Genomic DNA, 22,617 nt, shown 5'->3' on the forward strand with positions numbered 1-22,617 from the left:
CGATGCCGTGAACACCGCAGCGCGTATCGAGCTGCTCAGCCCGCGACTGGCGAACCAGATTGCCGCCGGTGAGGTGGTCGAGCGTCCGGCTTCGGTGATCAAGGAGCTGTTGGAAAACAGCCTCGACTCCGGTGCCAAACGTATCGACGTCGATGTCGAGCAGGGCGGCGTCAAGCTGCTGCGGGTTCGCGACGATGGCAGCGGGATCTCCTCCGATGATTTGCCGCTGGCGTTGGCGCGACATGCCACCAGCAAGATTCGCAATCTCGAAGACCTCGAGCAGGTGATGAGCCTCGGCTTTCGCGGTGAGGCCCTCGCGTCGATCAGCTCCGTGGCGCGCCTGACCCTGACGTCCCGCACCCGAGGTGCCGATCAAGCCTGGCAGGTCGAGACCGAAGGCCGAGACATGGCGCCTCGCGTCCAGCCGGCCGCCCACCCGGTGGGTACTTCGGTTGAAGTGCGCGACTTGTTCTTCAATACTCCGGCGCGGCGCAAGTTCCTCAAGACCGAAAAAACCGAATTCGATCACCTGCAAGAAGTGATCAAGCGTCTGGCGCTGGCGCGCTTCGACGTGGCGTTCCATCTGCGCCATAACGGCAAGACCATCCTCAGCCTGCACGAAGCCCATGACGACGCGGCTCGCGCCCGGCGTGTGGCGGCGATCTGCGGAGCGGGCTTCCTGGAGCAGGCGCTGCCCATCGAGATCGAGCGCAATGGCCTTCATCTGTGGGGCTGGGTCGGGTTGCCGACCTTTAACCGTAGCCAGGCGGACTTGCAGTATTTTTTTGTGAATGGCCGTGCGGTGCGCGACAAACTGGTGGCCCACGCGGTGCGCCAGGCCTATCGCGACGTGCTGTTCAACGGTCGGCATCCGACGTTCGTGCTGTTTTTCGAAGTCGATCCGGCGGGCGTCGACGTCAACGTGCACCCGACCAAACATGAAGTGCGCTTCCGTGACGGGCGCATGGTCCACGACTTCCTCTATGGCACCTTGCACCGCGCCTTGGGCGACGTGCGTCCGGAAGATCATTTGGCTGCGCCTGTCGCGACAGCCATAGTCAGGCCGACCGGAATCGAAGCCGGCGAGTTCGGCCCGCAAGGTGAAATGCGTCTGGCGGCCAATGCGTTGCTCGAGCAGCCGCAGGCACAGCCGTCCTTTAATACGACGGCAGGCTCGGGCGCCGGCGCCGGTTATCAGTATCAATACACACCGCGTCCGCAGTCGGGCGTGCCGGTGGCCGAAGCGCAGGCTGCCTATCGCGAGTTTTTTGCGCCATTGCCGGAAGCGAACGCCACGGCGCTGCCAGACGGTCAGGGCGATATTCCGCCGCTGGGGTATGCGCTGGCACAGCTCAAAGGCATCTACATTCTTTCGGAAAACGCCCAGGGGCTGGTGCTGGTGGACATGCACGCGGCGCATGAGCGGATCATGTACGAGCGGCTGAAAGTCGCGATGGCCAGCGAAGGCCTGAGCGGCCAACCGCTGCTGGTGCCAGAGTCGATTGCCGTCAGCCAGCGTGAAGCCGATTGTGCCGAAGAGCACGTCAGCTGGTTCCAGCGCCTCGGTTTTGAACTTCAGCGTCTGGGCCCGGAAACCCTGGCGATCCGGCAGATTCCGGCCTTGCTCAAGCAGGCCGAGGCCAATCGTCTGGTTCACGACGTATTGGCAGACCTGATGGAATACGGCACCAGCGACCGGATTCAGGCACACCTGAACGAACTGCTCGGAACCATGGCCTGCCATGGCGCTATTCGCGCCAACCGACGCCTGGCCTTGCCGGAAATGAACGGTCTGCTGCGGGACATGGAAAACACCGAGCGCAGTGGTCAATGCAACCATGGCCGACCAACCTGGACCCAACTGGGCCTGGATGATCTGGACAAACTGTTCTTGCGCGGTCGTTGATGAGCCAACTCCCTCCAGCGATATTCCTGATGGGCCCGACCGCTGCGGGCAAGACCGATCTGGCTATCGAGCTGACCAAGGTCCTGCCGTGCGAGTTGATCAGCGTCGACTCGGCGCTGGTTTACCGCGGCATGGACATCGGCACGGCCAAGCCTTCGAAGGAACTGTTGGCCGAGTTTCCTCATCGGTTGATCGACATTCTTGATCCGGTCGAGGCCTATTCGGCGGCTGATTTTCGCCGGGATGCCCTGCAGGCCATGGCCGAGATCACCGCACGCGGCAATATTCCGCTGCTGGTCGGCGGCACAATGCTCTATTACAAGGCTTTGCTCGAAGGTCTGGCCGATATGCCAGCGGCCGATCCGCAGATCCGCGCTGAAATCGAGGAAGAGGCTGCACGCCTTGGCTGGCAAGCCCTGCACGATCAGTTGGCGGTCATTGATCCGGTGTCGGCAGCACGAATTCACCCCAATGACCCGCAGCGACTCAGTCGGGCGCTGGAAGTTTATCGGGTCAGCGGCCAGAGCATGACCGAACACCGCGCGCGACAATCTGCGCAAAGTACTGAAGCAGGCGCTTCGGGTCGCCCACAATTGCCCTATACTGTCGCGAACTTGGCTATCGCTCCGGCGAATCGTCAGGTACTGCATGAGCGTATTAAACAAAGATTCACACAAATGTTGGAACAGGGATTCATTGACGAGGTCGTAGCCCTGCGTAAAAGAAGTGACCTGCATGCCGGGTTGCCGTCTATACGCGCTGTAGGTTACCGACAAGTCTGGGATTACCTGGATGGCAAGCTGACGTCAGCCGAGATGCAGGAACGTGGGATCATTGCCACGCGCCAATTGGCGAAGCGCCAGTTCACCTGGCTACGCAGTTGGGCTGATTTACACTGGCTGGACAGCCTCGATTGCGACAATCTGCCACGCGCCTTGAAATACCTGGGAACGGTCTCCATATTGAGCTGAGTCCTTGCAATTGCCGTCTATCCTTGGGGGTGTGACGGCCTAAGCCATTTTTTTACCTATTTTTATTATTGAATCCTTAAAGGAGTGCGGCACATGTCAAAAGGGCATTCGCTACAAGACCCTTACTTGAATACATTGCGTAAAGAGAAAGTGGGGGTTTCCATCTATCTGGTCAACGGAATCAAACTGCAAGGCACGATCGAGTCGTTCGACCAGTTCGTTATCCTGCTGAAAAACACCGTCAGCCAGATGGTCTACAAACACGCGATCTCTACAGTGGTGCCGGTTCGTCCAATTCGTCTGCCTAGCGCAACCGAATCCGAACAAGCTGACGCTGAGCCAGGTAACGCCTGATAGGAGTCTCCTTTGTTCTTTGAGCGCCACGGTGGTGGTGAACGAACCATTCTCGTTCACTTGGATGGTCAGGACCCTGAGGCGCGCGAAGATCCGCAGGAGTTTCAGGAGTTGGCAATTTCGGCCGGCGCCGAGACCGTCGCGTTTGTTAACGTGCCGCGTCATCGGCCAACCGCCAAATACCTGATTGGCAGTGGCAAGGTCGAGGAACTGCGCGACCAGGTCAAAGCCGAGAAGGTCGATCTGGTTATTTTCAATTCCGTCCTCACGCCCAGTCAGGAACGTAACCTCGAACGTGTTTTCGAGTGTCGCGTGATTGACCGTACCGGTCTGATTCTCGATATCTTCGCCCAACGCGCCCGCACCCATGAAGGCAAGCTCCAGGTCGAACTGGCCCAGCTTGATTACATGAGTACGCGACTGGTTCGCGGCTGGACTCACCTTGAGCGGCAGAAAGGCGGTATCGGTCTGCGCGGTCCGGGTGAAACCCAGCTGGAAACCGACCGGCGTCTCCTGCGGGTTCGCCTGCGGCAGATCAAGGGGCGTCTGGAAAAGGTCCGCAGCCAGCGGGACCAGGCTCGTCGTGGTCGTCAGCGTGCGGATATTCCTTCGGTTTCTCTGGTGGGTTATACCAACGCCGGCAAGTCGACGCTGTTCAACTCGGTCACCGATTCCGACGTGTTCGCGGCAGACCAGTTGTTCGCCACCCTCGACCCGACCTTGCGCCGGCTCGAACTCGCCGACCTCGGTCCAATCGTACTGGCCGACACTGTGGGCTTCATCCGTCACTTGCCGCACAAACTGGTCGAGGCATTTCGGGCTACGCTCGAAGAGTCGAGCAACTCTGACCTGCTGCTGCATGTGATCGACGCTCACGAGCCAGAACGCATGGCCCAGATCGAACAGGTCATGGCGGTGCTCGGCGAGATCGGTGCGCAAGACTTGCCGATCCTTGAGGTCTATAACAAACTCGATTTGCTCGAGGGCGTAGAGCCACAGATCCAGCGTGATGCCGACGGCAAGCCGCAACGGGTATGGTTGTCGGCGCGCAACGGTCAGGGTCTGGACCTGCTCAAGCAGGCGATTGCGGAATTGCTCGGCAACGATTTGTTCGTCGGCACCTTGCGCTTGCCGCAGCGTTTTGCTCGACTGCGTGCGCAGTTCTTTGCGCTCGGCGCTGTACAGAAAGAAGAACACGACGAAGAAGGCATCTGTTTGCTGGCCGTTCGTTTGCCGCGAGTCGAGCTCAATCGACTGGTGAGCCGCGAGGGAATGCAGCCGTTGGAATTCATCGAGCAACACACTTTGCAATAAAAGCCTGAAAAAGCGGTTGTGCCGCTGTGGCAGGCATTCTGTAGCATTGGTCGGCGCGCCGTGGGTGCGTCTTTGCTTTATCAGATGGAGAGCGCTATGGCTTGGAATGAGCCGGGTGGCAACTCGAATAATCAGGATCCTTGGGGTGGTAAACGCCGCAATAATGGCGACCGCAAGGGGCCACCAGATCTCGACGAGGCCTTCCGAAAGCTGCAGGAAAGCCTGAATGGGTTGTTCGGTGGTAGTAAGAAACGCGGTGATGATGGCGGTGGTTCGGGCAAGGGCGGCGGTTACGGCCTGCTCGGCATCGGCCTTGTCGTGCTGGCGGTCGTCTGGCTGTACAGCGCGGTTTATGTCGTCGACGAGCAGGAGCAAGCCGTGGTGCTGCGCTTCGGCAAGTACTACGAAACCGTCGGGCCGGGCCTGAACATCTACTTCCCGCCGATCGATCGCAAGTACATGGAAAACGTCACGCGTGAGCGTGCCTACACCAAGCAGGGTCAAATGCTCACTGAAGACGAGAACATCGTCGAAGTGCCACTGACCGTGCAGTACAAGATCACCAATCTGCAGGACTTCGTGCTGAACGTCGATCAGCCGGAAATCAGTTTGCAACACGCGACCGAGAGTGCCTTGCGCCATGTGGTGGGTTCCACCGCCATGGACCAGGTGTTGACCGAAGGTCGTGAGTTGATGGCCAGCGAAATCAAGGAGCGTCTGCAACGCTTCCTCGATACCTATCGCACCGGTATCACCGTCACTCAGGTCAACGTTCAGAGCGCCGCTGCACCGCGTGAAGTCCAGGAAGCCTTCGATGACGTGATCCGCGCTCGTGAAGATGAGCAGCGTTCGCGCAACCAGGCTGAAACCTACGCCAACGGCGTCGTGCCGGAAGCCCGTGGTCAGGCCCAGCGCATCATTGAAGATGCCAACGGTTACCGCGACGAAACGGTATCGCGTGCCAAGGGTGAAGCGGATCGCTTTACCAAGCTGGTCGCCGAATATCGCAAGGCACCGGAAGTCACTCGTCAGCGTCTGTACCTGGACACGATGCAGGAAGTCTTCAGCAATACCAGCAAGGTTCTCGTGACCGGCAACAAGAATGGCCAGAACAATCTGCTGTACTTGCCGCTGGACAAGATGATCGACAGTGGTCGTAGTGGTGCAGCGCCGGTAACCAGCGCAGCCGCGACCAGCAATGAAGGGCACGCGCGCTCGGCAACTGATCTGCAGCAGCCGGCACGTACCAGGGAGAGTCGCTGATGAGCAATAAATCGCTGATCGCCCTTATTGTCGGCGTCGTCGTGGCGATCGCTGCCTGGAACTGTTTCTACATCGTGGCTCAGACCGAGCGCGCGGTGCTGCTGCAGTTCGGGCGCGTGGTTCAGACTGATGTTCAGCCGGGCCTGCATGTGAAAGTGCCTTACGTTAACCAGGTGCGTAAATTCGACGCACGCCTGATGACGCTGGATGCACCGACACAGCGTTTCCTGACGCTGGAAAAGAAAGCCGTCATGGTTGATGCCTACGCCAAGTGGCGCGTCAAGGATGCCGAGCGTTTCTACACCGCGACTTCCGGCCTCAAGCAAATTGCAGACGAGCGCCTTTCGCGTCGCCTGGAATCGGGCCTGCGTGACCAGTTTGGCAAGCGCACCCTGCACGAAGTGGTTTCCGGTGAGCGTGATGCGCTGATGGCGGATATCACAGCTTCGCTGAACAAGATGGCGGAAAAAGAGCTGGGCATCGAAGTGGTCGATGTTCGGGTCAAGGCCATCGATCTGCCGAAGGAAGTGAACCGCAGCGTGTTCGAACGCATGAGCACCGAGCGTGAACGTGAAGCGCGCGAGCACCGTGCCAAGGGTAACGAGCTGGCCGAAGGCATCCGTGCCGACGCCGATCGTCAGCGCCGCGTACTGCTGGCTGAAGCCTATCGTGAATCTGAAGAGGTTCGCGGTGACGGTGATGCCCAGGCCGCAGCGATCTACTCCAAGGCCTACGGCCAGGATCAGGAGTTCTACGGTTTCTACCGTAGCCTGCGTGCCTACCGTGAAAGCTTCGCGAACAAAACCGACGTCATGGTTCTGGACCCAAGCAGCGACTTCTTCCGTTACCTGGAAAAAGCCAAGCCTTGATCCGACACTAATCTCAAAGGACCCCGCCGGGCGGCTAAAGCCTCTCGCGGGGTGATCCTTTGAGAAAACGTGTGTATGATGCGGCAGCCGGGAAATTCCCGGCTTTTTTGCGTCTGCACGTTTGATTGCGGTTTTTTATTGCAAGACTCGGGTTGAACAACTCGACAGGTTTTTCGAGGAAAGTGTTTGGCGAGGCCGATTTCAGGCCGATCGCCGCGTTGTTCATGCGCGTGACTTATGCGTATGGTTCAGACATTTTCTGCTTCACTCAAGGCCGGCCCGAGGGCTGGCGGCCCGGATCATAGGGGAATGGCGTAATGGCAACGGTAGACCGCTGGCTGCTGCCAGATGGCATCGAAGAAGTACTGCCACCAGAGGCGGCGCGCATTGAAGTCGCGCGTCGTCAGGTGTTGGATCTGTTCCAGAGCTGGGGTTACGAGTTCGTCGTGACCCCGCATATCGAGTACCTGGAATCCCTGCTGACTGGCGCAGGCCAGGACCTTGATCTGCGGACCTTCAAGGTCATCGACCCGCAATCGGGCCGGCAGATGGGTTTCCGTGCCGACATTACGCCGCAAGTGGCGCGCATCGATGCGCACACCTTGCGTCACGAAGGCCCGAGCCGTCTGTGCTACGCCGGTAGCGTGCTGCATGCGCAACCGCGGGCGTTGTCGACCTCGCGTAGCCCGATCCAGCTGGGCGCCGAGTTGTACGGCGATGCCAGCCCGAGCAGCGACGTGGAAGTCATCAGCCTGATGCTGGCCATGCTGCAACTGGCCGATGTGCCGGATGTGCACATGGATCTTGGCCATGTCGGCATCTACCGTGGCCTGGCGCGTGCCGCCGGTTTGTCCGGTGAGGTCGAGCAACAGTTGTTCGATGCCCTGCAACGCAAGGCCATCGATGAGGTCATTACCTTGACCGAAGGCCTGCCTGCCGATTTGTCGGGCATGCTGCGGGCACTGGTTGATCTGTGCGGCGGTCGTGAAGTGCTGGTTGCCGCTCGCCAACGCCTGGCCAAGGCGCCGGCGCCTGTTTTGGCGGCGCTGGACGACTTGCTGTCGATTGCCGAGCGTTTGTCCGTGCGTTTCCCGGATCTTGCGCTGTACTTCGATCTGGGCGAGTTGCGCGGTTATCACTATCACACCGGCGTGGTGTTCGCGGTATTCGTGCCGGGTGTTGGCCAGTCCATTGCTCAGGGCGGTCGTTACGACGACATCGGCGCCGACTTCGGTCGTGCCCGTCCGGCGACTGGCTTCTCTACCGATTTGAAAACCCTGGTGACCCTGGGGCGTGCTGAAATCGAGCTACCGACTGGCGGTATCTGGATGCCTGACAGTACGGATGCAGCACTCTGGCAGCAGGTTTGCCAGTTGCGCAGTGAGGGTCAGCGTGTCGTTCAGGCATTGCCTGGGCAACCATTGGCCGCCGCCCGTGATGCGGACTGCGACCGGCAATTGATTCAGCAGAACGGGCTTTGGCAAGTATTGCCGCTGGCTTCTTGAGTTTCCCTGCCGGCGGCTGCCGGCACCAAGTTTGCGCGAATGAGGACAAGTGTTATGGGTAAGAATGTCGTAGTCCTGGGCACCCAATGGGGTGATGAGGGCAAAGGCAAGATCGTTGATCTGCTGACCGAACATGCTGCCGCCGTAGTGCGCTACCAAGGTGGCCACAACGCTGGCCACACGCTGGTGATCGACGGCGAAAAAACCGTCTTGCACCTGATCCCGTCGGGCGTGCTGCGCGATGGCGTGCAGTGCCTGATCGGCAACGGCGTGGTGGTTGCACCTGACGCCCTGCTGCGCGAGATCATCAAGCTGGAAGAGAAGGGCGTACCGGTGCGCGAGCGCCTGCGTATCAGCCCTTCCTGCCCGTTGATCCTGTCTTACCACGTAGCGCTGGACCAGGCTCGTGAAAAAGCCCGTGGCGAGCTGAAGATCGGCACCACCGGTCGTGGCATCGGCCCGGCCTACGAAGACAAGGTTGCACGTCGTGGCCTGCGCATCGGTGATCTGTTCCACCGCGAGCGTTTCGCCGCCAAGCTGGGCGAGTTGCTGGACTACCACAACTTCGTACTGGTCAATTACTACAAAGAGCCGGCCATCGACTTCCAGAAAACTCTGGATGAGTGCATGGAATACGCCGAGCTGCTGAAGCCGATGATGCTCGACGTCACCGCCGAACTGCATAACCTGCGTCGCGACGGCAAAGACATCATGTTCGAAGGCGCCCAAGGCTCCCTGCTGGACATCGACCACGGTACCTACCCGTACGTCACCAGCTCCAACACCACCGCTGGCGGCATCGCGACCGGTTCGGGTTTTGGCCCGATGTACCTGGATTACATCCTCGGCATCACCAAGGCTTACACCACTCGCGTGGGTTCGGGCCCGTTCCCGACCGAGCTGTTCGACGACGTTGGTGCGTTCCTGGCCAAGCGTGGCCATGAATTCGGTGCTACCACCGGTCGTGCCCGTCGTTGCGGCTGGTTCGACGCCGTCATCCTGCGTCGCGCCATCGACGTCAACAGCATCTCGGGCCTGTGCCTGACCAAGCTGGACGTGCTGGACGGTCTTGAGACCATCAACATCTGCGTGGGCTACAAAAACCAGGATGGTGCAGTGATCGACGCACCGACCGACGCCGACAGCTACATCGGTCTTGAGCCGGTGTACGAAGAAATGCCGGGCTGGACTGAGTCGACCCTGGGCGCCAAGACCCTGGAAGAGCTGCCTCAGGCTGCTCGCAACTACATCAAGCGCGTCGAAGAGTTGGTCGGTGCACCGATCGACATTATTTCGACGGGCCCGGACCGCAACGAGACCATCGTTCTGCGTCACCCGTTTGCTTGATAAGTCGTTGATGTAAAAAACAAAGGGCCCTTAATCGGGCCCTTTGTCGTTTATGCCTGTCGGGCGGCATGACCTTTGCTGTGAATCTCTGTTCCAGAGTGCCATCAATTTAATGGCGTGCAAGTAGAGGGATTTCCTGTGTCGGCCGTTCTCTCACTGTTACAAAGCCGTTTGTTGCGGCCCGTGTTCGTTACCCTTGGTATCGCCCTGTTGGTGCAAGTGTTGGTGGCTGTCGCACTGACCCGGAGCACAGTGACCGCATTGGAAGCTGATTTGGGCAATCGTCTCGGCGTCGATAGCCAGAAGCTCTCTGGCGAACTCGAACAGGCCGGGCGTGAAGTCACCTCAAGTCTTGATAACCTCTCCACCAGTACCCGTCAGCGCCTGACCGCCGGTCTGTCCTCACGACTCAAGGACGAGCAGGCGCAACTGCGTGCGGCCCTGGAAAAGGACCTGAAGGACTCGGCCAATGACATGGCTCAGCTCCTGGCGTCGGTCGCGCCCCGCGCGATGTGGGACAGCGACGTTCCAACGCTGTCCGAATTCGCCCGTCGGGCCCAGCGCAATCCGAACGTACTGTTCGTGGTGTATGACGACGCCACCGGCCAGCACCTGACCCGCTATCTGAACCGGGAAAACCCGATCAACCAGGCCCTTTTGGAAAAAGGCCAGGGTGAGCGGGCGCTGGATAAAGTGCTGGATGCGGCGAAACACGATCCTTCGGTCTACTACCTCGAAGCCTCGATCAACCCCAATGGCGTGGAAATCGGCAAGGTGCTGATGGGGGTCTCCACGGCGTCGGTGGAAACAGACCTGGTAGCCCTCGACAAGCGCTTCTCGGCGCTGATCGCCAGCAGTGATCAGCTGGTCGGCGACAGCCTCAAGGGCGCTGCAGCTGATAGCGCCACGGCCATGCGCTCGCGTTTGCAGTCGGCGCAGTCCACGGCCAGCGAAATGAAAGCCAATACCACCAACACCGTTCAGGAAGCGGCGGCGACCTTGCGCTGGCGGATCGGCATGGCGCTGGCGCTGGTCGGCTTTGGTGTCTTGCTGCTGCTGGCGGTCGTGCTTGGGCGGCGGGTGGTCAATCGCCTGAAGCTGTTGATCGCGGCAATGGAGGATCTGGCCGCGGGTGATGGCGACCTGACCAAGCGCGTGCAGATCAACAGCAAAGATGAAATCGGTGACATGGCGTCGGCGGTCAACCGCTTTGTGGATAAGTTGCAGCCGATCGTTCGCGAGGCGGGTGATGTGGCCCAGCGCACCGGTGTGGAAATCGGTGCCATGAGCAAGCGCAATGCCGGCGCCGATGCGGCGGCGAAATCCCAGCGCGATGAAGTGGCGGAGAGCTTGCGTGCCTTGTCGCAAATGGCTGACGAGGCGCAGGCCGAAAGCCACGCGATGCAGGCGGCGTTGCAACAGGTGGTGGATATTCGTCAAGCAACGGATGAAAACACTCGCACCTCGGCGCAGGTTGGCAGCTTGATCGAAGCCTTGGCTGGACAAGTCGATACCGGGGCCAAAGTCATCGAGCGTCTGGCGCAGCAGAGCGAGCAGATTGAAGTGGTGCTCGAGGTGATTCACGGGATCGCCGAGCAGACCAACTTGCTGGCACTGAACGCGGCGATCGAAGCGGCGAGGGCGGGTGAGACCGGGCGTGGTTTTGCGGTGGTGGCCGATGAAGTGCGGGCGCTGGCCAGCAAGACTCAAAGCTCGACTGGCGACATTCAGGCGCACATCGGGGCGTTGCAACAAGGCGCTCGCGAGGCCGTAGCGGCGATCGGGCAGGCGGGGCGTCAGGCCAGCGAAGGTTTGCTGGTATTGCGCGACAGTGCGCGCTTGCAGCAATCGGTGCAGGTTTCCGTCGAGCAGGTGCATGCGGCCATCGGTCTGGCGACTCAGGCCGCAGCTCATCAGGCCAAAGGTGCGCACGCGGTGCGTGGGCGGGTCGAGACCATTCATGCTCAGGCCGAGCGTGCGGCGCAGGCGGTGGTGGAAACTACAGCCAGCGGCAAGGTGCTGGACAGCCTGGCGGCGCAGCTGAAAGCGAGCCTGGGGCAGTTTCGGGCTTAAGATTTTTGTTGGTCGGGCTGACGTCATTGCGAGCAAGCTTTGCTCCTACAAGGGGTATGACACAACACCTGTAGGAGCAAGGCTTGCCCGCGATGCTTTTCAGCGGCTCAAATACATCCGCGTCGTGAGTAGATAGACGGGCAATCCCGACACCAGAATCAACAGCGCCGCATAAGGCGCCGCTGCCGCGAACTCGACATTCGCGGTGTGTGCCCACACCTCTGTGGCCAAGGTGTTGAGCCCGGTCGGACTCAGCAGCAGCGTTGCCGTCAGCTCCTTCATCGCATCCAGAAACACCAGCGCAAACGCGGCACCCAGCGCCGGGAAGATGATCGGCAGCGTCACCCGCACAAAGGCGCTGAGCGACGAAGCGCCGAGCGTCCGCGCTGCTTCTTCGAGTTGCGGTGCCGCCTTGTTCAGCGCCGTACGAATCGGCGCCTGGGCCAGCGGCAGGAACAACAACGCATAGGCGATCAGCAGCAAGCCCGAGGTCTGATATAGCGCCGGCACATAGTGCAGGGCGAAGTACACCAGCGTCAGCGCGATTACCAATCCTGGCAGCGCATGCAGCAGATACGGCAGGCGCTCGGCCCACAGCGCCAGGCGACCCTTATAGCGAACCACCAGCAAGCCAACCGGCACTGCCAGCACCAGGCATAGCGCTGCGCCGCCCAACGACAACGCCAGTGACGAGAGCAAGGCTTCGCTGATCGCCGCCACCGGGAAAGCGGCCGAAGAGCCGACAGCCAGCCAGTACGCCAACATTCCCAGCGGAATTCCGCTGCCGATGATCGCCAGCGCCAGGCAATAGAGCTGCCCGGCCGCAGACCATGCGCCCAGCCGAACCTGTTCGGCATGACGCGCCGCGCCTTGGCCGATTCGTACATGCCGACCTTTGCCGCGAACCCGCAGCTCCAGCCACAGCAGAATCAGGCACAGCGCAAGCAGCACTGCCGAAAGCATCGCCGCGTTGGCGTTGCTGAACTCCAGCTCGAACTGCTGATAGATCGCGGTAGTGAAGGTTTGCAGGCCGATGATCGACAGCGCGCCGAACTCCACCAGCATGTGCAGGGCAATCAGTAACGACCCGGCCAGCAGCGAAGGCCAGAGCAGGGGCAGGGTGATCTTGAAGAATACGCCCCAGCGGTTCTGTCCCAGGGTTCGGGCGGACTCTTCCAGTGCCGGGTCGAGATTGCGCAACGTCGCTGCCACCGGCAGAAACACCAGCGGGTACTTGGACAGGGTCATCACCAGAATCGCCCCGCCCAGGCCTTCGAAGCTGGCGCTCAGGGACACCCAGGTGAAGCTGCTGACGAAGGCCGGTACGGCGAACGGCAGGCAGAGGATCACGCCCCACAGGCGCCGACCCGGCAAGTTGCTGCGTTCCAGCAGCCAGGCCAGCGACAGGCCGATGATCGCGCAGGCAACCGTCACGCCGACCATCAGCAGCAGCGTATTGCGCAACAGGCCAAACACATACGGCCGCCACAGCAGATGCAGTGCTTGCGCCCAGCCGGCTTGCCAGGCTTTGAGCCCGACATACAACAGCGGCAGCAGGCTCAGGCAGACCAATAGCAATACCGGCAACAACAGCCAGATCGATGGTCGTTTACGCCGTGGCACATAACCCCCGCGTGATGCGGAGGCGCTCAGCGATGCACTCATCAGTTCAGGCCAACGTCGCGTTCCAGGTCCAGTGCGGCTTCAGCGTTGCCAAGGTCGGCAGGGGTGACATTCGGCGCTTGCAGCTCACTGAACGGCTTGAGTCCGCGGTCCGATTCCAGGCCTTTACGCAGCGGGTATTCGGCGGTGGTTTGAGTGATCACGCGCTGACCTTCTTCGCTGGCCATGTAGGCGAGGAGTTGCTGGGCTTCTTGCGGGTGTTTGCTGGACTTGAGCACGGCAGCGCTGGACACGGTGATCAGGCCGCCAACATCGCCGCCGGTGAAGTAATGCAGTTTCGAGTCGAGCGTGCCCTTTTCGCGCTGCAAGGCGAACCAGTAGTAGTTATTCACCAGCACGGTGGCGACTTCGCCATTCTCCACGGCTTTCAGCGCCACCATGTTGTTGCTGTAGACCTTGCCGAAAGCGCGCAGGCCGGTCAGCCATTCTTCGGCGGCGTCCATCCCGTGCAGCTTGATGATTGCCACGGCTTGTTCCTGGAACGCACCGCTGCTTGGCACGAAGCCAACTTTGCCCTGCCACTTCGGATCGGAGAATCCCATCACCGATTTGGGCAGGTCTTTTTCATCGATCAGTTTTGGGTTGAAGGCGACCACGCGGACCCGGGCAGTGATGCCGATCCAGGTGCCATTACCGGCAACGTAATCCTTGGGCAGTACTTCCAGCGTGGCGGCGTCGGTCTTCGCCAGCAGGCCTTGTTCGCCGAGTTTGTTCAGCGGTGGCGATTCTTCGGTGTAGATCACGTCGGCAGGCGAGCGATTGCCTTCTTCGACGATCTGGCTGGCCAGTTGGTTGCTGCTGCCTTTGCGTACATTGACGTGAATGCCGGTCTTGGCTTCGAAGGCTTTGGCGACAGCGTCGCCGACTTCCTTGTGTTGACCGTTGTAGAGCGTCAGGGAAACTTTTTCGGCGGCTTGGGTGAATGGCGTTGCCAGGGTCAGCCCCAGCAGAGTGATGGTCAGGCCGCGGCGCAGGGTATTTCGAAACATCATTGGCTGGGTTCCTCACTGTCGCATTGCAAAAACTTGCAACAATGATAAACGATATTGTTTCTCAAGTGCGTCTTGCAGGGCGGGCGAGGTTTTGTTAGTGGGGTTGGCGCGGACCTTTGTGGCGAGGGGGCTTGCCCCCGTTGGGGCGCGAAGCGGCCCCAGTATTCATTCAGCCAGACCGCATTCTCAGGGTTTACGACTGCTTCGCCCGAACGCGGACCGGCCGACGAGGGCAGGCCCCCTCGCCACAGGAAGGCTGGTGGCTTGAGATGATTGAAAGCCAGAAACGCAAAAAACCGCTTTCGCGGGTTTTTGTGAGATTCAAGATCGCTGACCTTGAACTTTGAATTGGTGCCCAGAAGAAGACTCGAACTTCCACGACCTTGCGGTCACCAGCACCTGAAGCTGGCGTGTCTACCAATTTCACCATCTGGGCAGTATCAGCAACGTTGCCGCTGTTGATGTGGCGCACTATACGGAGAGCGTTTTGATCTGTAAACCCCTGATTTAGTTTTAATAAATCAAATGGCTAGAATGCAAAAACCCGCTTTCGCGGGTTTTTGTGTGAGCCTTGAAATTGAACTAATCTCAAGCTCGAAATTGGTGCCCAGAAGAAGACTCGAACTTCCACGACCTTGCGGTCACCAGCACCTGAAGCTGGCGTGTCTACCAATTTCACCATCTGGGCAGTATCGAGATGCGTCTGCGTCGTCGATGGCGCGCACTATACGGAGCGTCCTTTTAACTGTAAACCCCTGAACTCAAAAAAACCTGGAAAATTTTACGAGCGGTGCTTGATGCTGTCTTTCCAGGCGGAGGAAGGGCCTTTTAGGGCCTCCAGGAGCCTGAAATTTCCCGTTTCATTACGCCTATGCCAAACTAACCCGCATATAGACAAGGTGAAAACTCTCTAATGGCCGATTGGCAGTCCCTCGATCCCGAGGCCGCTCGTGAAGCGGAAAAATATGAAAACCCTATTCCTAGCCGCGAACTGATCCTTCAGCACCTTGCTGATCGGGGTTCGCCTGCTAACCGCGAGCAACTGGTCGAAGAGTTTGGTCTGACCACAGAAGACCAGATCGAAGCCCTGCGCCGCCGCCTGCGCGCCATGGAGCGCGATGCTCAGCTTATTTACACTCGTCGCGGCACTTACGCGCCGGTAGACAAGCTCGACCTGATCCTGGGCCGCATCAGCGGTCACCGTGACGGCTTCGGTTTCCTGATCCCGGACGACGGCAGCGACGACCTGTTCATGAGCCCGGCGCAGATGCGTCTGGTGTTCGACGGCGACCGTGCGCTGGCACGGGTTTCCGGTCTGGACCGTCGTGGTCGCCGCGAAGGCGTGATCGTCGAAGTGGTCTCGCGTGCTCACGAGAGCATCGTCGGTCGTTACTTCGAGGAAGGCGGCATCGGCTTCGTGGTGGCCGACAACCCGAAGATCCAGCAGGAAGTGCTGGTCACCCCGGGTCGTAACGCCAACGCCAATATCGGCCAATTCGTTGAAGTAAAGATCACGCACTGGCCGACCCCACGCTTCCAGCCGCAAGGCGACGTGGTGGAAGTGGTCGGCAACTACATGGCGCCGGGCATGGAAATCGATATTGCCCTGCGGACCTACGACATTCCCCACGTCTGGCCGGAAGCGGTGCTTAAAGAAGCCGCCAAGCTCAAGCCGGAAGTCGAAGAGAAAGACAAAGAGAAGCGCATCGACCTGCGTCATCTGCCGTTCGTTACCATCGACGGCGAAGATGCTCGCGACTTCGATGACGCGGTCTACTGCGAAGCGAAACCGGGCAAGCTGCGGCTGTTCTCCGGTGGCTGGAAGTTGTACGTGGCGATTGCCGACGTTTCCAGCTACGTGAAGATCGGTTCGGCGCTGGATGCCGAGTCCCAGGTGCGCGGCAACTCGGTGTACTTCCCCGAGCGCGTAGTGCCGATGCTGCCTGAGCAGCTGTCCAACGGCCTGTGCTCGCTGAACCCGCATGTCGATCGCCTGGCCATGGTTTGCGAGATGACCATCTCCAAAACCGGTGAGATGACCGACTACTGCTTCTACGAAGCGGTGATTCACTCCCACGCTCGCCTGACCTACAACAAGGTCAGCGCAATGCTGGAACAACCGAAAACCACCGAAGCTCGTCAGCTTCGTGGCGAATACACCGACGTGGTACCGCACCTCAAGCAGCTCTACTCGCTGTACAAGGTGTTGCTGGCAGCCCGTCACGTGCGTGGCGCAATCGATTTCGAAACGCAGGAAACCCGAATCATCTTCGGTTCCGAGCGCAAGATTGCCGAAATCCGTCCGACTGTGCGCAACGACGCGCACAAGCTGATCGAGGAATGCATGCTGGCGGCCAACGTGGCCACCGCCGAGTTCCTGAAAAAACACGAAATCCCTGCGCTGTACCGGGTTCACGATGGTCCGCCACCGGAGCGTCTGGAAAAACTCCGCGCCTTCCTCGGCGAGCTTGGCCTGTCCCTGCACAAAGGCAAGGACGGCCCGTCGCCGAAGGATTACCAGGCGTTGCTGGCCGGGATCAAGGATCGTCCGGATTTCCACCTGATCCAGACCGTCATGCTGCGCTCGTTGAGCCAGGCGGTGTACAGCGCCGATAACCAGGGCCACTTCGGCCTGAATTACGAAGCCTATACCCACTTCACCTCGCCGATTCGTCGTTACCCGGACTTGCTCACGCACCGGGCGATTCGCAGTGTCATCCACTCCAAGCAAGACACGCCACACGTGCGTCGTGCCGGGGCGATGACCATTCCGAAAGCGCGCATTTATCCGTACGACGAAGCGGCGCTGGAGCAGCTCGGCGAGCAGTGCTCGATGAGCGAGCGCCGTGCCGACGAAGCAACCCGCGACGTGGTGAACTGGCTCAAGTGCGAGTTCATGAAAGATCGTGTGGGCGAGTCGTTCCCGGGTGTGATCACCGCGGTGACCGGTTTTGGCCTGTTCGTCGAGCTGACCGATATCTACGTCGAAGGTCTGGTCCACGTGACCGCTTTGCCGGGCGACTACTACCACTTCGACCCTGTGCATCACCGCCTGGCCGGTGAGCGTACCGGTCGCAGCTTCCGCCTCGGCGATACCGTTGAAGTGCGCGTGATGCGGGTTGACCTGGACGAGCGCAAGATCGACTTCGAGATGGCTGAAAAAACCATCAGCGCGCCGATTGGCCGCAAGAAGCGTGGCGCAGAAACCTCGGCGCCTGCCGCCAAGACGGCTGCTGAGCCGGCACCGGCAAAAGCCGGCCGTCGCGGTCCGGCGAAGGAAAAAGCGGTCGAGGCTTATCGCCCGAGCGACGCCGCAGCGAAAAACGCCGAAGTACGTAAAAGTCGTGAAATGAAACAGGCGTTGCTGGCCGAAGCGAAGAGCGGCGGTAAAGCGGCGTCTGGGGGAAAGACCGGGCGGTCGGCGCCTGAAAAGGCCTCCGGCGGCAAGCCAGCCAAACCAAGTAAACACCGTAAAGGCCCGCCAAAAGCGGGCTCGGCTCCAGCCAAAAGCGGCGGGGCGCGTAAACCTAAGGCCAAGTCATGAGTCAGTTGGAAAAAATCTACGGCGTGCATGCCGTAGAAGCGTTGCTGCGTCATCACCCGAAACGCGTCAAGCAGATCTGGCTGGCCGAAGGCCGCAGTGATCCGCGCGTTCAGACGCTGATCGAGCTGGCCAGCGAGAACCGTGTTGCGGTCGGCCAGGCCGAGCGTCGTGAGCTCGATGCCTGGGTTGAAGGCGTGCACCAGGGCGTGGTGGCAGAGGTAAGTCCAAGCCAGGTCTGGGGCGAGGCAATGCTCGACGAACTGCTCGACCGTACCGAAGGCGCGCCGCTGCTGCTGGTGCTCGACGGCGTGACCGATCCGCACAACCTCGGTGCTTGCCTGCGTTCTGCCGACGCGGCGGGTGCCTTGGCGGTGATCGTTCCGAAAGACAAGTCAGCCACCCTGACTCCGACTGTGCGTAAAGTCGCCTGTGGTGCCGCGGAAGTGATTCCGTTGGTGGCCGTGACCAACCTGGCGCGCACCCTGGAAAAGCTCAAGCAGCGTGGCTTGTGGGTTGTCGGCACGGCGGGGGAGGCTGAGCAGGATCTGTATCAGCAAGACCTGACCGGCCCGACCATCCTGATCATGGGCGCAGAAGGTAGCGGAATGCGTCGCCTGACGCGTGATCTTTGCGACTATCTGGTGCGTTTGCCAATGGCCGGCAGCGTCAGCAGCCTCAACGTTTCCGTGGCTACCGGCGTGTGCCTGTTCGAAGCCCTGCGCCAGCGTGGCGTCAAAGCCGCCGTGACCGCCAAGAAGTCCTGAGCCAGGTGCAATGATCATTCCCACGCTCTGCGTGGGAATGATCATGCTGTGGTGATTGTTCAAATAATCACCAATTGCCTTGCGCCGCTTCTGTCCCTTCTCTACAATTGCGCCCCTTGCTGTGACGGCAGGCACGCATGTGTCCATCGCCGGCAAGTCCATAAGTGTCATTCACTCCTTGTCTGACCGCTTTTGAGCGGCAGGCTACAACCCGTAAGGAGCATTCATGCGTCATTACGAAATCATCTTTTTGGTCCACCCGGATCAAAGCGAGCAAGTCGGCGGCATGGTTGAGCGTTACACCAAGCTGATCGAAGAAGACGGCGGCAAAATCCACCGTCTGGAAGATTGGGGCCGTCGTCAACTGGCCTACGCAATCAACAATGTTCACAAGGCTCACTACGTGATGCTGAACGTTGAGTGCACTGGCAAGGCCCTGGCCGAGCTGGAAGACAACTTCCGCTACAACGATGCAGTGATCCGTAACCTGGTCATCCGTCGCGAAGAAGCCGTTACCGGCCAATCCGAGATGCTCAAGGCTGAAGAAAACCGCAGTGAGCGCCGTGAGCGTCGCGACCGTCCTGAGCACGAAGGCGCTGAAAGCGTTGACAGTGATGACAGCGACAACAGCGATAACGCTGACGAGTAATCCACGGACCTTTTGAGGAGCCTATTACATGGCACGTTTCTTCCGTCGTCGTAAATTCTGCCGCTTCACCGCTGAAGACGTGAAAGAGATCGATTACAAAGATCTCAACACTCTGAAAGCTTACGTATCCGAGACCGGCAAAATCGTTCCAAGCCGCATCACCGGTACCAAAGCTCGTTATCAGCGTCAGCTGGCCACCGCTATCAAGCGCGCCCGCTTCCTGGCCCTGCTGGCCTACACCGACAGCCACGGCCGCTGAGACCGGGCAGTCGACACGTAGCAAAGGATTGAATGCATGCGCGCCATAGCTGAGTTCATCATGCGCGGTCGTATGCAGGCCACTCTCGTAGTGGCTGGATGCGCGGCATTGCCGTTGTTGTACTGGTTGGGTGCTGCCGCAGGGAGCCTTGTGCTGCTGCGGCGCGGATTGAAGGACGCCCTTGGCGTTCTTGCTCTGGGAATACTGCCGGCATTGATCTGGTGGCTGTATTCCGATGATCCACGCGCACTCATGGTGTTGCTGGGGTCTTCGGGCCTTGCGTTGGTTTTGCGCGCAAGTGAGTCCTGGAACCGCGTGCTGCTGGTCAGCATAGCGATGGGATTGGTGTTTTCAGTGGTGCTGGGCGCGGCTTACCGCCCCCAGATCGAGATGCTGTCGCAGGAACTGGTAAAGATCCTGCCGCTGGCCCTCGGTGACCTCTACCAGCAATTGTCGGTAGATGAGCGAGCACGTCTCGCCGCCCTGATTGCCCCGGTCCTGACCGGCCTGATAGCGGCCTTGTTGCAAATCGTCAGTGTGCTGAGCCTGATTGTTGGGCGCTACTGGCAGGCGTTGTTGTACAACCCTGGTGGTTTTGGTCGCGAGTTTCGCGCCATCCGAATCCCGCTGGGGCCGGCGATGTTGCTGCTGGCGTGCATGCTTCTGGGGCCGAACTTCGGTTCCCAGCTGGCCATGTTGACGCCGTTGTGCAGCGTACCGCTGGTGTTCGCCGGGCTGGCCCTGATTCATGGGCTGGTGGCTGAAAAGCGACTGGCCAGGTTTTGGCTGGTGGGGTTGTACGTAACGCTGTTGCTGTTTATGCAGCTGATCTATCCGTTGCTGGTGGTCCTGGCCATTGTCGACAGCCTGATTGATTTTCGCGGTCGATTGACGCCGAAAGACGTCGATAGCGCGAACGGTGAAGGTTAAAAGTTAAGAGGATTTTCACATGCAACTGATCCTTCTGGAAAAAGTCACCAACCTGGGCAACCTGGGTGACAAAGTGAACGTTAAGGCTGGTTACGGTCGTAACTACCTGCTGCCTTACGGCAAAGCTACCGCTGCGACCGCTGCCAACCTGGCTGCGTTCGAAGAGCGTCGCGCTGAGCTGGAAAAAGCCGCAGCAGACCGTAAAACTTCGGCTGAAAACCGCGCTGCCCAACTGGCTGAGCTGGAAGTGACTATCACTGCCACCGCCGGTGACGAAGGCAAGCTGTTCGGTTCGATCGGCACCCACGACATCGCTGATGCACTGACCGCCTCTGGCGTTGAAGTTGCAAAAAGCGAAGTTCGTCTGCCGAACGGCACCATCCGCAACGTAGGCGAATTCGACGTAGCCGTGCACCTGCACGCTGAAGTTGAAGCCACCGTACGCGTTGTCGTGGTAGCAGCTTAAGAAGTACTTGTCGGCTGGCACCCTTGGGTGCTTGCCGGTAACATCGGGCACGATCCTGTTTACAGGTCGTGCCCTTTGTCTTTCTGCAGTTCCTGATTTTTTACAACCCCTGCTTTTCCTAAAGAACCCAAGTGGCCATGAACGATATCTCCGCTCCTGAGCAATACGATCTGCAAACCGCCGCGCTGAAAGTGCCGCCGCATTCCATCGAGGCCGAACAGGCCGTGCTCGGTGGTCTGATGCTGGACAACAACGCCTGGGAGCGCGTGCTTGATCAGGTCTCGGACGGTGATTTCTATCGACATGACCACCGCCTGATCTTCCGTGCGATCGCCAAGCTGGCCGATCAGAACTCGCCGATCGACGTCGTGACCCTTGCCGAGCAATTGGACAAGGAAGGTCAGACCTCGCAAGTCGGCGGTCTCGGTTATCTGGGCGAATTGGCAAAAAACACGCCGTCGGTCGCCAACATCAAGGCCTATGCCCAGATCGTTCGTGAGCGAGCGACCTTGCGCCAACTGATCGGCATCAGCACCGAAATCGCCGACAGCGCCTTCAACCCGGAAGGCCGCACCGCCGCCGAGATTCTCGACGAAGCTGAACGGCAGATTTTCCAGATCGCCGAAGCGCGCCCGAAAACCGGTGGCCCGGTAAGCGTCAATGACCTGTTGACCAAGGCCATCGACCGCATCGACACCTTGTTCAACACCGACAACGCCATCACCGGCCTGTCGACCGGCTACACCGACCTCGACGAGAAGACCAGCGGCCTGCAACCGTCTGACCTGATCATCGTCGCCGGCCGTCCATCGATGGGTAAAACCACCTTTGCGATGAACCTGGTGGAGAACGCCGTGTTGCGCAGCGAGAAGGCGGTACTGGTTTATTCGCTCGAGATGCCAGGCGAGTCGCTGATCATGCGTATGTTGTCTTCGCTGGGCCGGATCGACCAGACCAAGGTCCGGGCCGGTCGCCTGGAAGATGACGATTGGCCGCGCCTGACCTCGGCGGTCAACCTGCTCAACGATCGCAAGCTGTTCATCGACGATACCGCCGGCATCAGCCCGTCGGAAATGCGTGCGCGGACCCGTCGTCTGGTGCGCGAACACGGTGAGATCGGTCTGATCATGATCGACTACTTGCAACTGATGCAGATCCCGGGTTCCAGCGGTGACAACCGGACCAACGAGATTTCCGAGATCTCCCGTTCCTTGAAAGCCCTGGCCAAGGAGTTCAACTGTCCGGTAGTGGCGCTGTCCCAGCTCAACCGTTCCCTCGAGCAGCGGCCGAACAAACGTCCAGTGAACTCCGACTTGCGGGAATCTGGAGCGATCGAGCAGGACGCCGACGTCATCATGTTCGTGTACCGGGACGAGGTGTATCACCCGGAGACCGAGCACAAAGGCATCGCCGAGATCATCATCGGTAAACAGCGGAACGGCCCGATCGGCTTTATCCGCCTGGCCTTCATCGGCAAATACACCCGATTCGAAAACCTCGCGCCGGGCAGCTATAACTTCGACGATGATGAGTAACTGAGCAGGGACTTTGTGGCGAGGGAGCTCGCTCCCGTTCGGCTGCGCAGCAGTCGTAAATTCTGAATTTGCGGTATCACAGATAAACTATGGGGGCCGCTTCGCCGCCCAGCGGGAGCAAGCTCCCTCGCCACAAGAGCTGTGTCATGCCTCAGGAGCTTGTTGCGAATCCGGCTCTGCAATTTCCGACCAT

General features: G+C 59.8%; 18 protein-coding genes and 2 tRNA genes. 16 read left to right on the forward strand and 4 right to left on the reverse strand.

Annotation, left to right across the window (positions count from 1 at the left end; all coding sequences use genetic code 11):
• Positions 1-7: 7 nt before the first annotated feature.
• The 9 genes from mutL (at position 8) to AABM55_RS02600 (ending at position 11,602) form a co-directional block, all read left to right on the forward strand.
• Positions 8-1,906, forward strand: coding sequence for a DNA mismatch repair endonuclease MutL (mutL, locus tag AABM55_RS02560; protein WP_173859975.1), 1,899 nt, complete (start codon positions 8-10; stop codon positions 1,904-1,906).
• Positions 1,906-2,877 (forward strand): tRNA (adenosine(37)-N6)-dimethylallyltransferase MiaA, encoded by a 972-nt coding sequence (gene miaA, locus AABM55_RS02565; RefSeq protein ID WP_054595352.1) that lies wholly within the window; start codon positions 1,906-1,908, stop codon positions 2,875-2,877. The genes mutL and miaA overlap by 1 nt, the downstream gene beginning before the upstream one ends.
• Before the next feature lie 93 nt (positions 2,878-2,970).
• Positions 2,971-3,231, forward strand: a complete 261-nt coding sequence (gene hfq / locus AABM55_RS02570) for an RNA chaperone Hfq (protein WP_019691505.1) — start codon at positions 2,971-2,973, stop codon at positions 3,229-3,231.
• Between the two features lie 12 nt (positions 3,232-3,243).
• Positions 3,244-4,545 (forward strand): ribosome rescue GTPase HflX, encoded by a 1,302-nt coding sequence (gene hflX, locus AABM55_RS02575; protein ID WP_347928740.1) that lies wholly within the window; start codon positions 3,244-3,246, stop codon positions 4,543-4,545.
• Between the two features lie 96 nt (positions 4,546-4,641).
• Entirely contained in the window at positions 4,642-5,808 is a 1,167-nt protein-coding gene (hflK, locus tag AABM55_RS02580; protein ID WP_054595354.1) for an FtsH protease activity modulator HflK, read from the forward strand.
• Positions 5,808-6,677: a protease modulator HflC gene (hflC, locus tag AABM55_RS02585; RefSeq protein WP_019691508.1), complete on the forward strand. Its 870-nt coding sequence runs from the start codon at positions 5,808-5,810 to the stop codon at positions 6,675-6,677. The genes hflK and hflC overlap by 1 nt, the downstream gene beginning before the upstream one ends.
• Before the next feature lie 317 nt (positions 6,678-6,994).
• Positions 6,995-8,182, forward strand: a complete 1,188-nt coding sequence (locus tag AABM55_RS02590) for an ATP phosphoribosyltransferase regulatory subunit (RefSeq protein ID WP_347928741.1) — start codon at positions 6,995-6,997, stop codon at positions 8,180-8,182.
• 54 nt (positions 8,183-8,236) lie between these two features.
• Positions 8,237-9,529, forward strand: a complete 1,293-nt coding sequence (locus tag AABM55_RS02595) for an adenylosuccinate synthase (RefSeq protein WP_054595356.1) — start codon at positions 8,237-8,239, stop codon at positions 9,527-9,529.
• A 138-nt stretch (positions 9,530-9,667) separates the two neighbouring features.
• Positions 9,668-11,602 carry a methyl-accepting chemotaxis protein gene (locus AABM55_RS02600; protein WP_347928742.1) on the forward strand — a complete coding sequence of 645 codons (1,935 nt, stop codon included), beginning with the start codon at positions 9,668-9,670 and terminating at the stop codon, positions 11,600-11,602.
• A 99-nt stretch (positions 11,603-11,701) separates the two neighbouring features.
• Here the strand turns inward: AABM55_RS02600 and AABM55_RS02605 are convergent, their stop codons facing one another.
• The 4 genes from AABM55_RS02605 to AABM55_RS02620 form a co-directional block, all read right to left on the reverse strand.
• Positions 11,702-13,267: an iron ABC transporter permease gene (locus AABM55_RS02605; protein ID WP_347928743.1), complete on the reverse strand. Its 1,566-nt coding sequence runs from the start codon at positions 13,265-13,267 to the stop codon at positions 11,702-11,704.
• Positions 13,267-14,277, reverse strand: coding sequence for an extracellular solute-binding protein (locus tag AABM55_RS02610; protein WP_054595359.1), 1,011 nt, complete (start codon positions 14,275-14,277; stop codon positions 13,267-13,269). The genes AABM55_RS02605 and AABM55_RS02610 overlap by 1 nt, the downstream gene beginning before the upstream one ends.
• A gap of 349 nt (positions 14,278-14,626) precedes the next feature.
• Positions 14,627-14,713: transfer RNA gene (locus tag AABM55_RS02615), tRNA-Leu, on the reverse strand.
• Between the two features lie 165 nt (positions 14,714-14,878).
• A tRNA-Leu gene (locus tag AABM55_RS02620) sits at positions 14,879-14,965 on the reverse strand.
• A gap of 225 nt (positions 14,966-15,190) precedes the next feature.
• Between AABM55_RS02620 and rnr the strand changes: the two genes are divergently transcribed.
• From rnr to dnaB, 7 genes are all read left to right on the forward strand, one after another.
• Positions 15,191-17,821 carry a ribonuclease R gene (gene rnr / locus AABM55_RS02625; RefSeq protein ID WP_347928744.1) on the forward strand — a complete coding sequence of 877 codons (2,631 nt, stop codon included), beginning with the start codon at positions 15,191-15,193 and terminating at the stop codon, positions 17,819-17,821.
• Positions 17,818-18,585, forward strand: a complete 768-nt coding sequence (rlmB, locus tag AABM55_RS02630) for a 23S rRNA (guanosine(2251)-2'-O)-methyltransferase RlmB (RefSeq protein ID WP_347928745.1) — start codon at positions 17,818-17,820, stop codon at positions 18,583-18,585. Before rnr ends, rlmB begins: the two co-directional genes overlap by 4 nt.
• A gap of 226 nt (positions 18,586-18,811) precedes the next feature.
• Positions 18,812-19,234 (forward strand): 30S ribosomal protein S6, encoded by a 423-nt coding sequence (gene rpsF / locus AABM55_RS02635; RefSeq protein ID WP_054595362.1) that lies wholly within the window; start codon positions 18,812-18,814, stop codon positions 19,232-19,234.
• Positions 19,235-19,262: 28 nt separating this feature from the next.
• A complete protein-coding gene (gene rpsR / locus AABM55_RS02640) occupies positions 19,263-19,493 on the forward strand; it encodes a 30S ribosomal protein S18 (protein WP_002551829.1) in 231 nt (76 codons plus the stop codon).
• Positions 19,494-19,529: 36 nt separating this feature from the next.
• Positions 19,530-20,423 carry a hypothetical protein gene (locus tag AABM55_RS02645; protein WP_347928746.1) on the forward strand — a complete coding sequence of 298 codons (894 nt, stop codon included), beginning with the start codon at positions 19,530-19,532 and terminating at the stop codon, positions 20,421-20,423.
• A 19-nt stretch (positions 20,424-20,442) separates the two neighbouring features.
• Positions 20,443-20,889 (forward strand): 50S ribosomal protein L9, encoded by a 447-nt coding sequence (rplI, locus tag AABM55_RS02650; protein WP_008157007.1) that lies wholly within the window; start codon positions 20,443-20,445, stop codon positions 20,887-20,889.
• 137 nt (positions 20,890-21,026) lie between these two features.
• Entirely contained in the window at positions 21,027-22,424 is a 1,398-nt protein-coding gene (dnaB, locus tag AABM55_RS02655) for a replicative DNA helicase (protein WP_019691515.1), read from the forward strand.
• Positions 22,425-22,617 lie beyond the last annotated feature (193 nt).

Origin of the sequence: Pseudomonas helvetica, assembly GCF_039908645.1 — a bacterium.
Taxonomy (GTDB): domain Bacteria; phylum Pseudomonadota; class Gammaproteobacteria; order Pseudomonadales; family Pseudomonadaceae; genus Aquipseudomonas; species Aquipseudomonas helvetica.

Excerpts from the sequence above, each read along its gene's own strand:
- AABM55_RS02645 (WP_347928746.1), top strand. The coding sequence starts at position 19,530 with ATGCGCGCCATAGCTGAGTTCATCATGCGCGGTCGTATGCAGGCCACT.
- hfq (WP_019691505.1), top strand. The coding sequence starts at position 2,971 with ATGTCAAAAGGGCATTCGCTACAAGACCCTTACTTGAATACATTGCGT.
- miaA (WP_054595352.1), top strand. The coding sequence starts at position 1,906 with ATGAGCCAACTCCCTCCAGCGATATTCCTGATGGGCCCGACCGCTGCG.
- AABM55_RS02590 (WP_347928741.1), top strand. The coding sequence starts at position 6,995 with ATGGCAACGGTAGACCGCTGGCTGCTGCCAGATGGCATCGAAGAAGTA.
- AABM55_RS02595 (WP_054595356.1), top strand. The coding sequence starts at position 8,237 with ATGGGTAAGAATGTCGTAGTCCTGGGCACCCAATGGGGTGATGAGGGC.
- AABM55_RS02605 (WP_347928743.1), bottom strand. The coding sequence starts at position 13,267 with ATGAGTGCATCGCTGAGCGCCTCCGCATCACGCGGGGGTTATGTGCCA.
- rnr (WP_347928744.1), top strand. The coding sequence starts at position 15,191 with ATGGCCGATTGGCAGTCCCTCGATCCCGAGGCCGCTCGTGAAGCGGAA.
- hflC (WP_019691508.1), top strand. The coding sequence starts at position 5,808 with ATGAGCAATAAATCGCTGATCGCCCTTATTGTCGGCGTCGTCGTGGCG.
- rpsF (WP_054595362.1), top strand. The coding sequence starts at position 18,812 with ATGCGTCATTACGAAATCATCTTTTTGGTCCACCCGGATCAAAGCGAG.
- rplI (WP_008157007.1), top strand. The coding sequence starts at position 20,443 with ATGCAACTGATCCTTCTGGAAAAAGTCACCAACCTGGGCAACCTGGGT.
- rpsR (WP_002551829.1), top strand. The coding sequence starts at position 19,263 with ATGGCACGTTTCTTCCGTCGTCGTAAATTCTGCCGCTTCACCGCTGAA.
- dnaB (WP_019691515.1), top strand. The coding sequence starts at position 21,027 with ATGAACGATATCTCCGCTCCTGAGCAATACGATCTGCAAACCGCCGCG.
- hflK (WP_054595354.1), top strand. The coding sequence starts at position 4,642 with ATGGCTTGGAATGAGCCGGGTGGCAACTCGAATAATCAGGATCCTTGG.
- AABM55_RS02610 (WP_054595359.1), bottom strand. The coding sequence starts at position 14,277 with ATGATGTTTCGAAATACCCTGCGCCGCGGCCTGACCATCACTCTGCTG.
- rlmB (WP_347928745.1), top strand. The coding sequence starts at position 17,818 with ATGAGTCAGTTGGAAAAAATCTACGGCGTGCATGCCGTAGAAGCGTTG.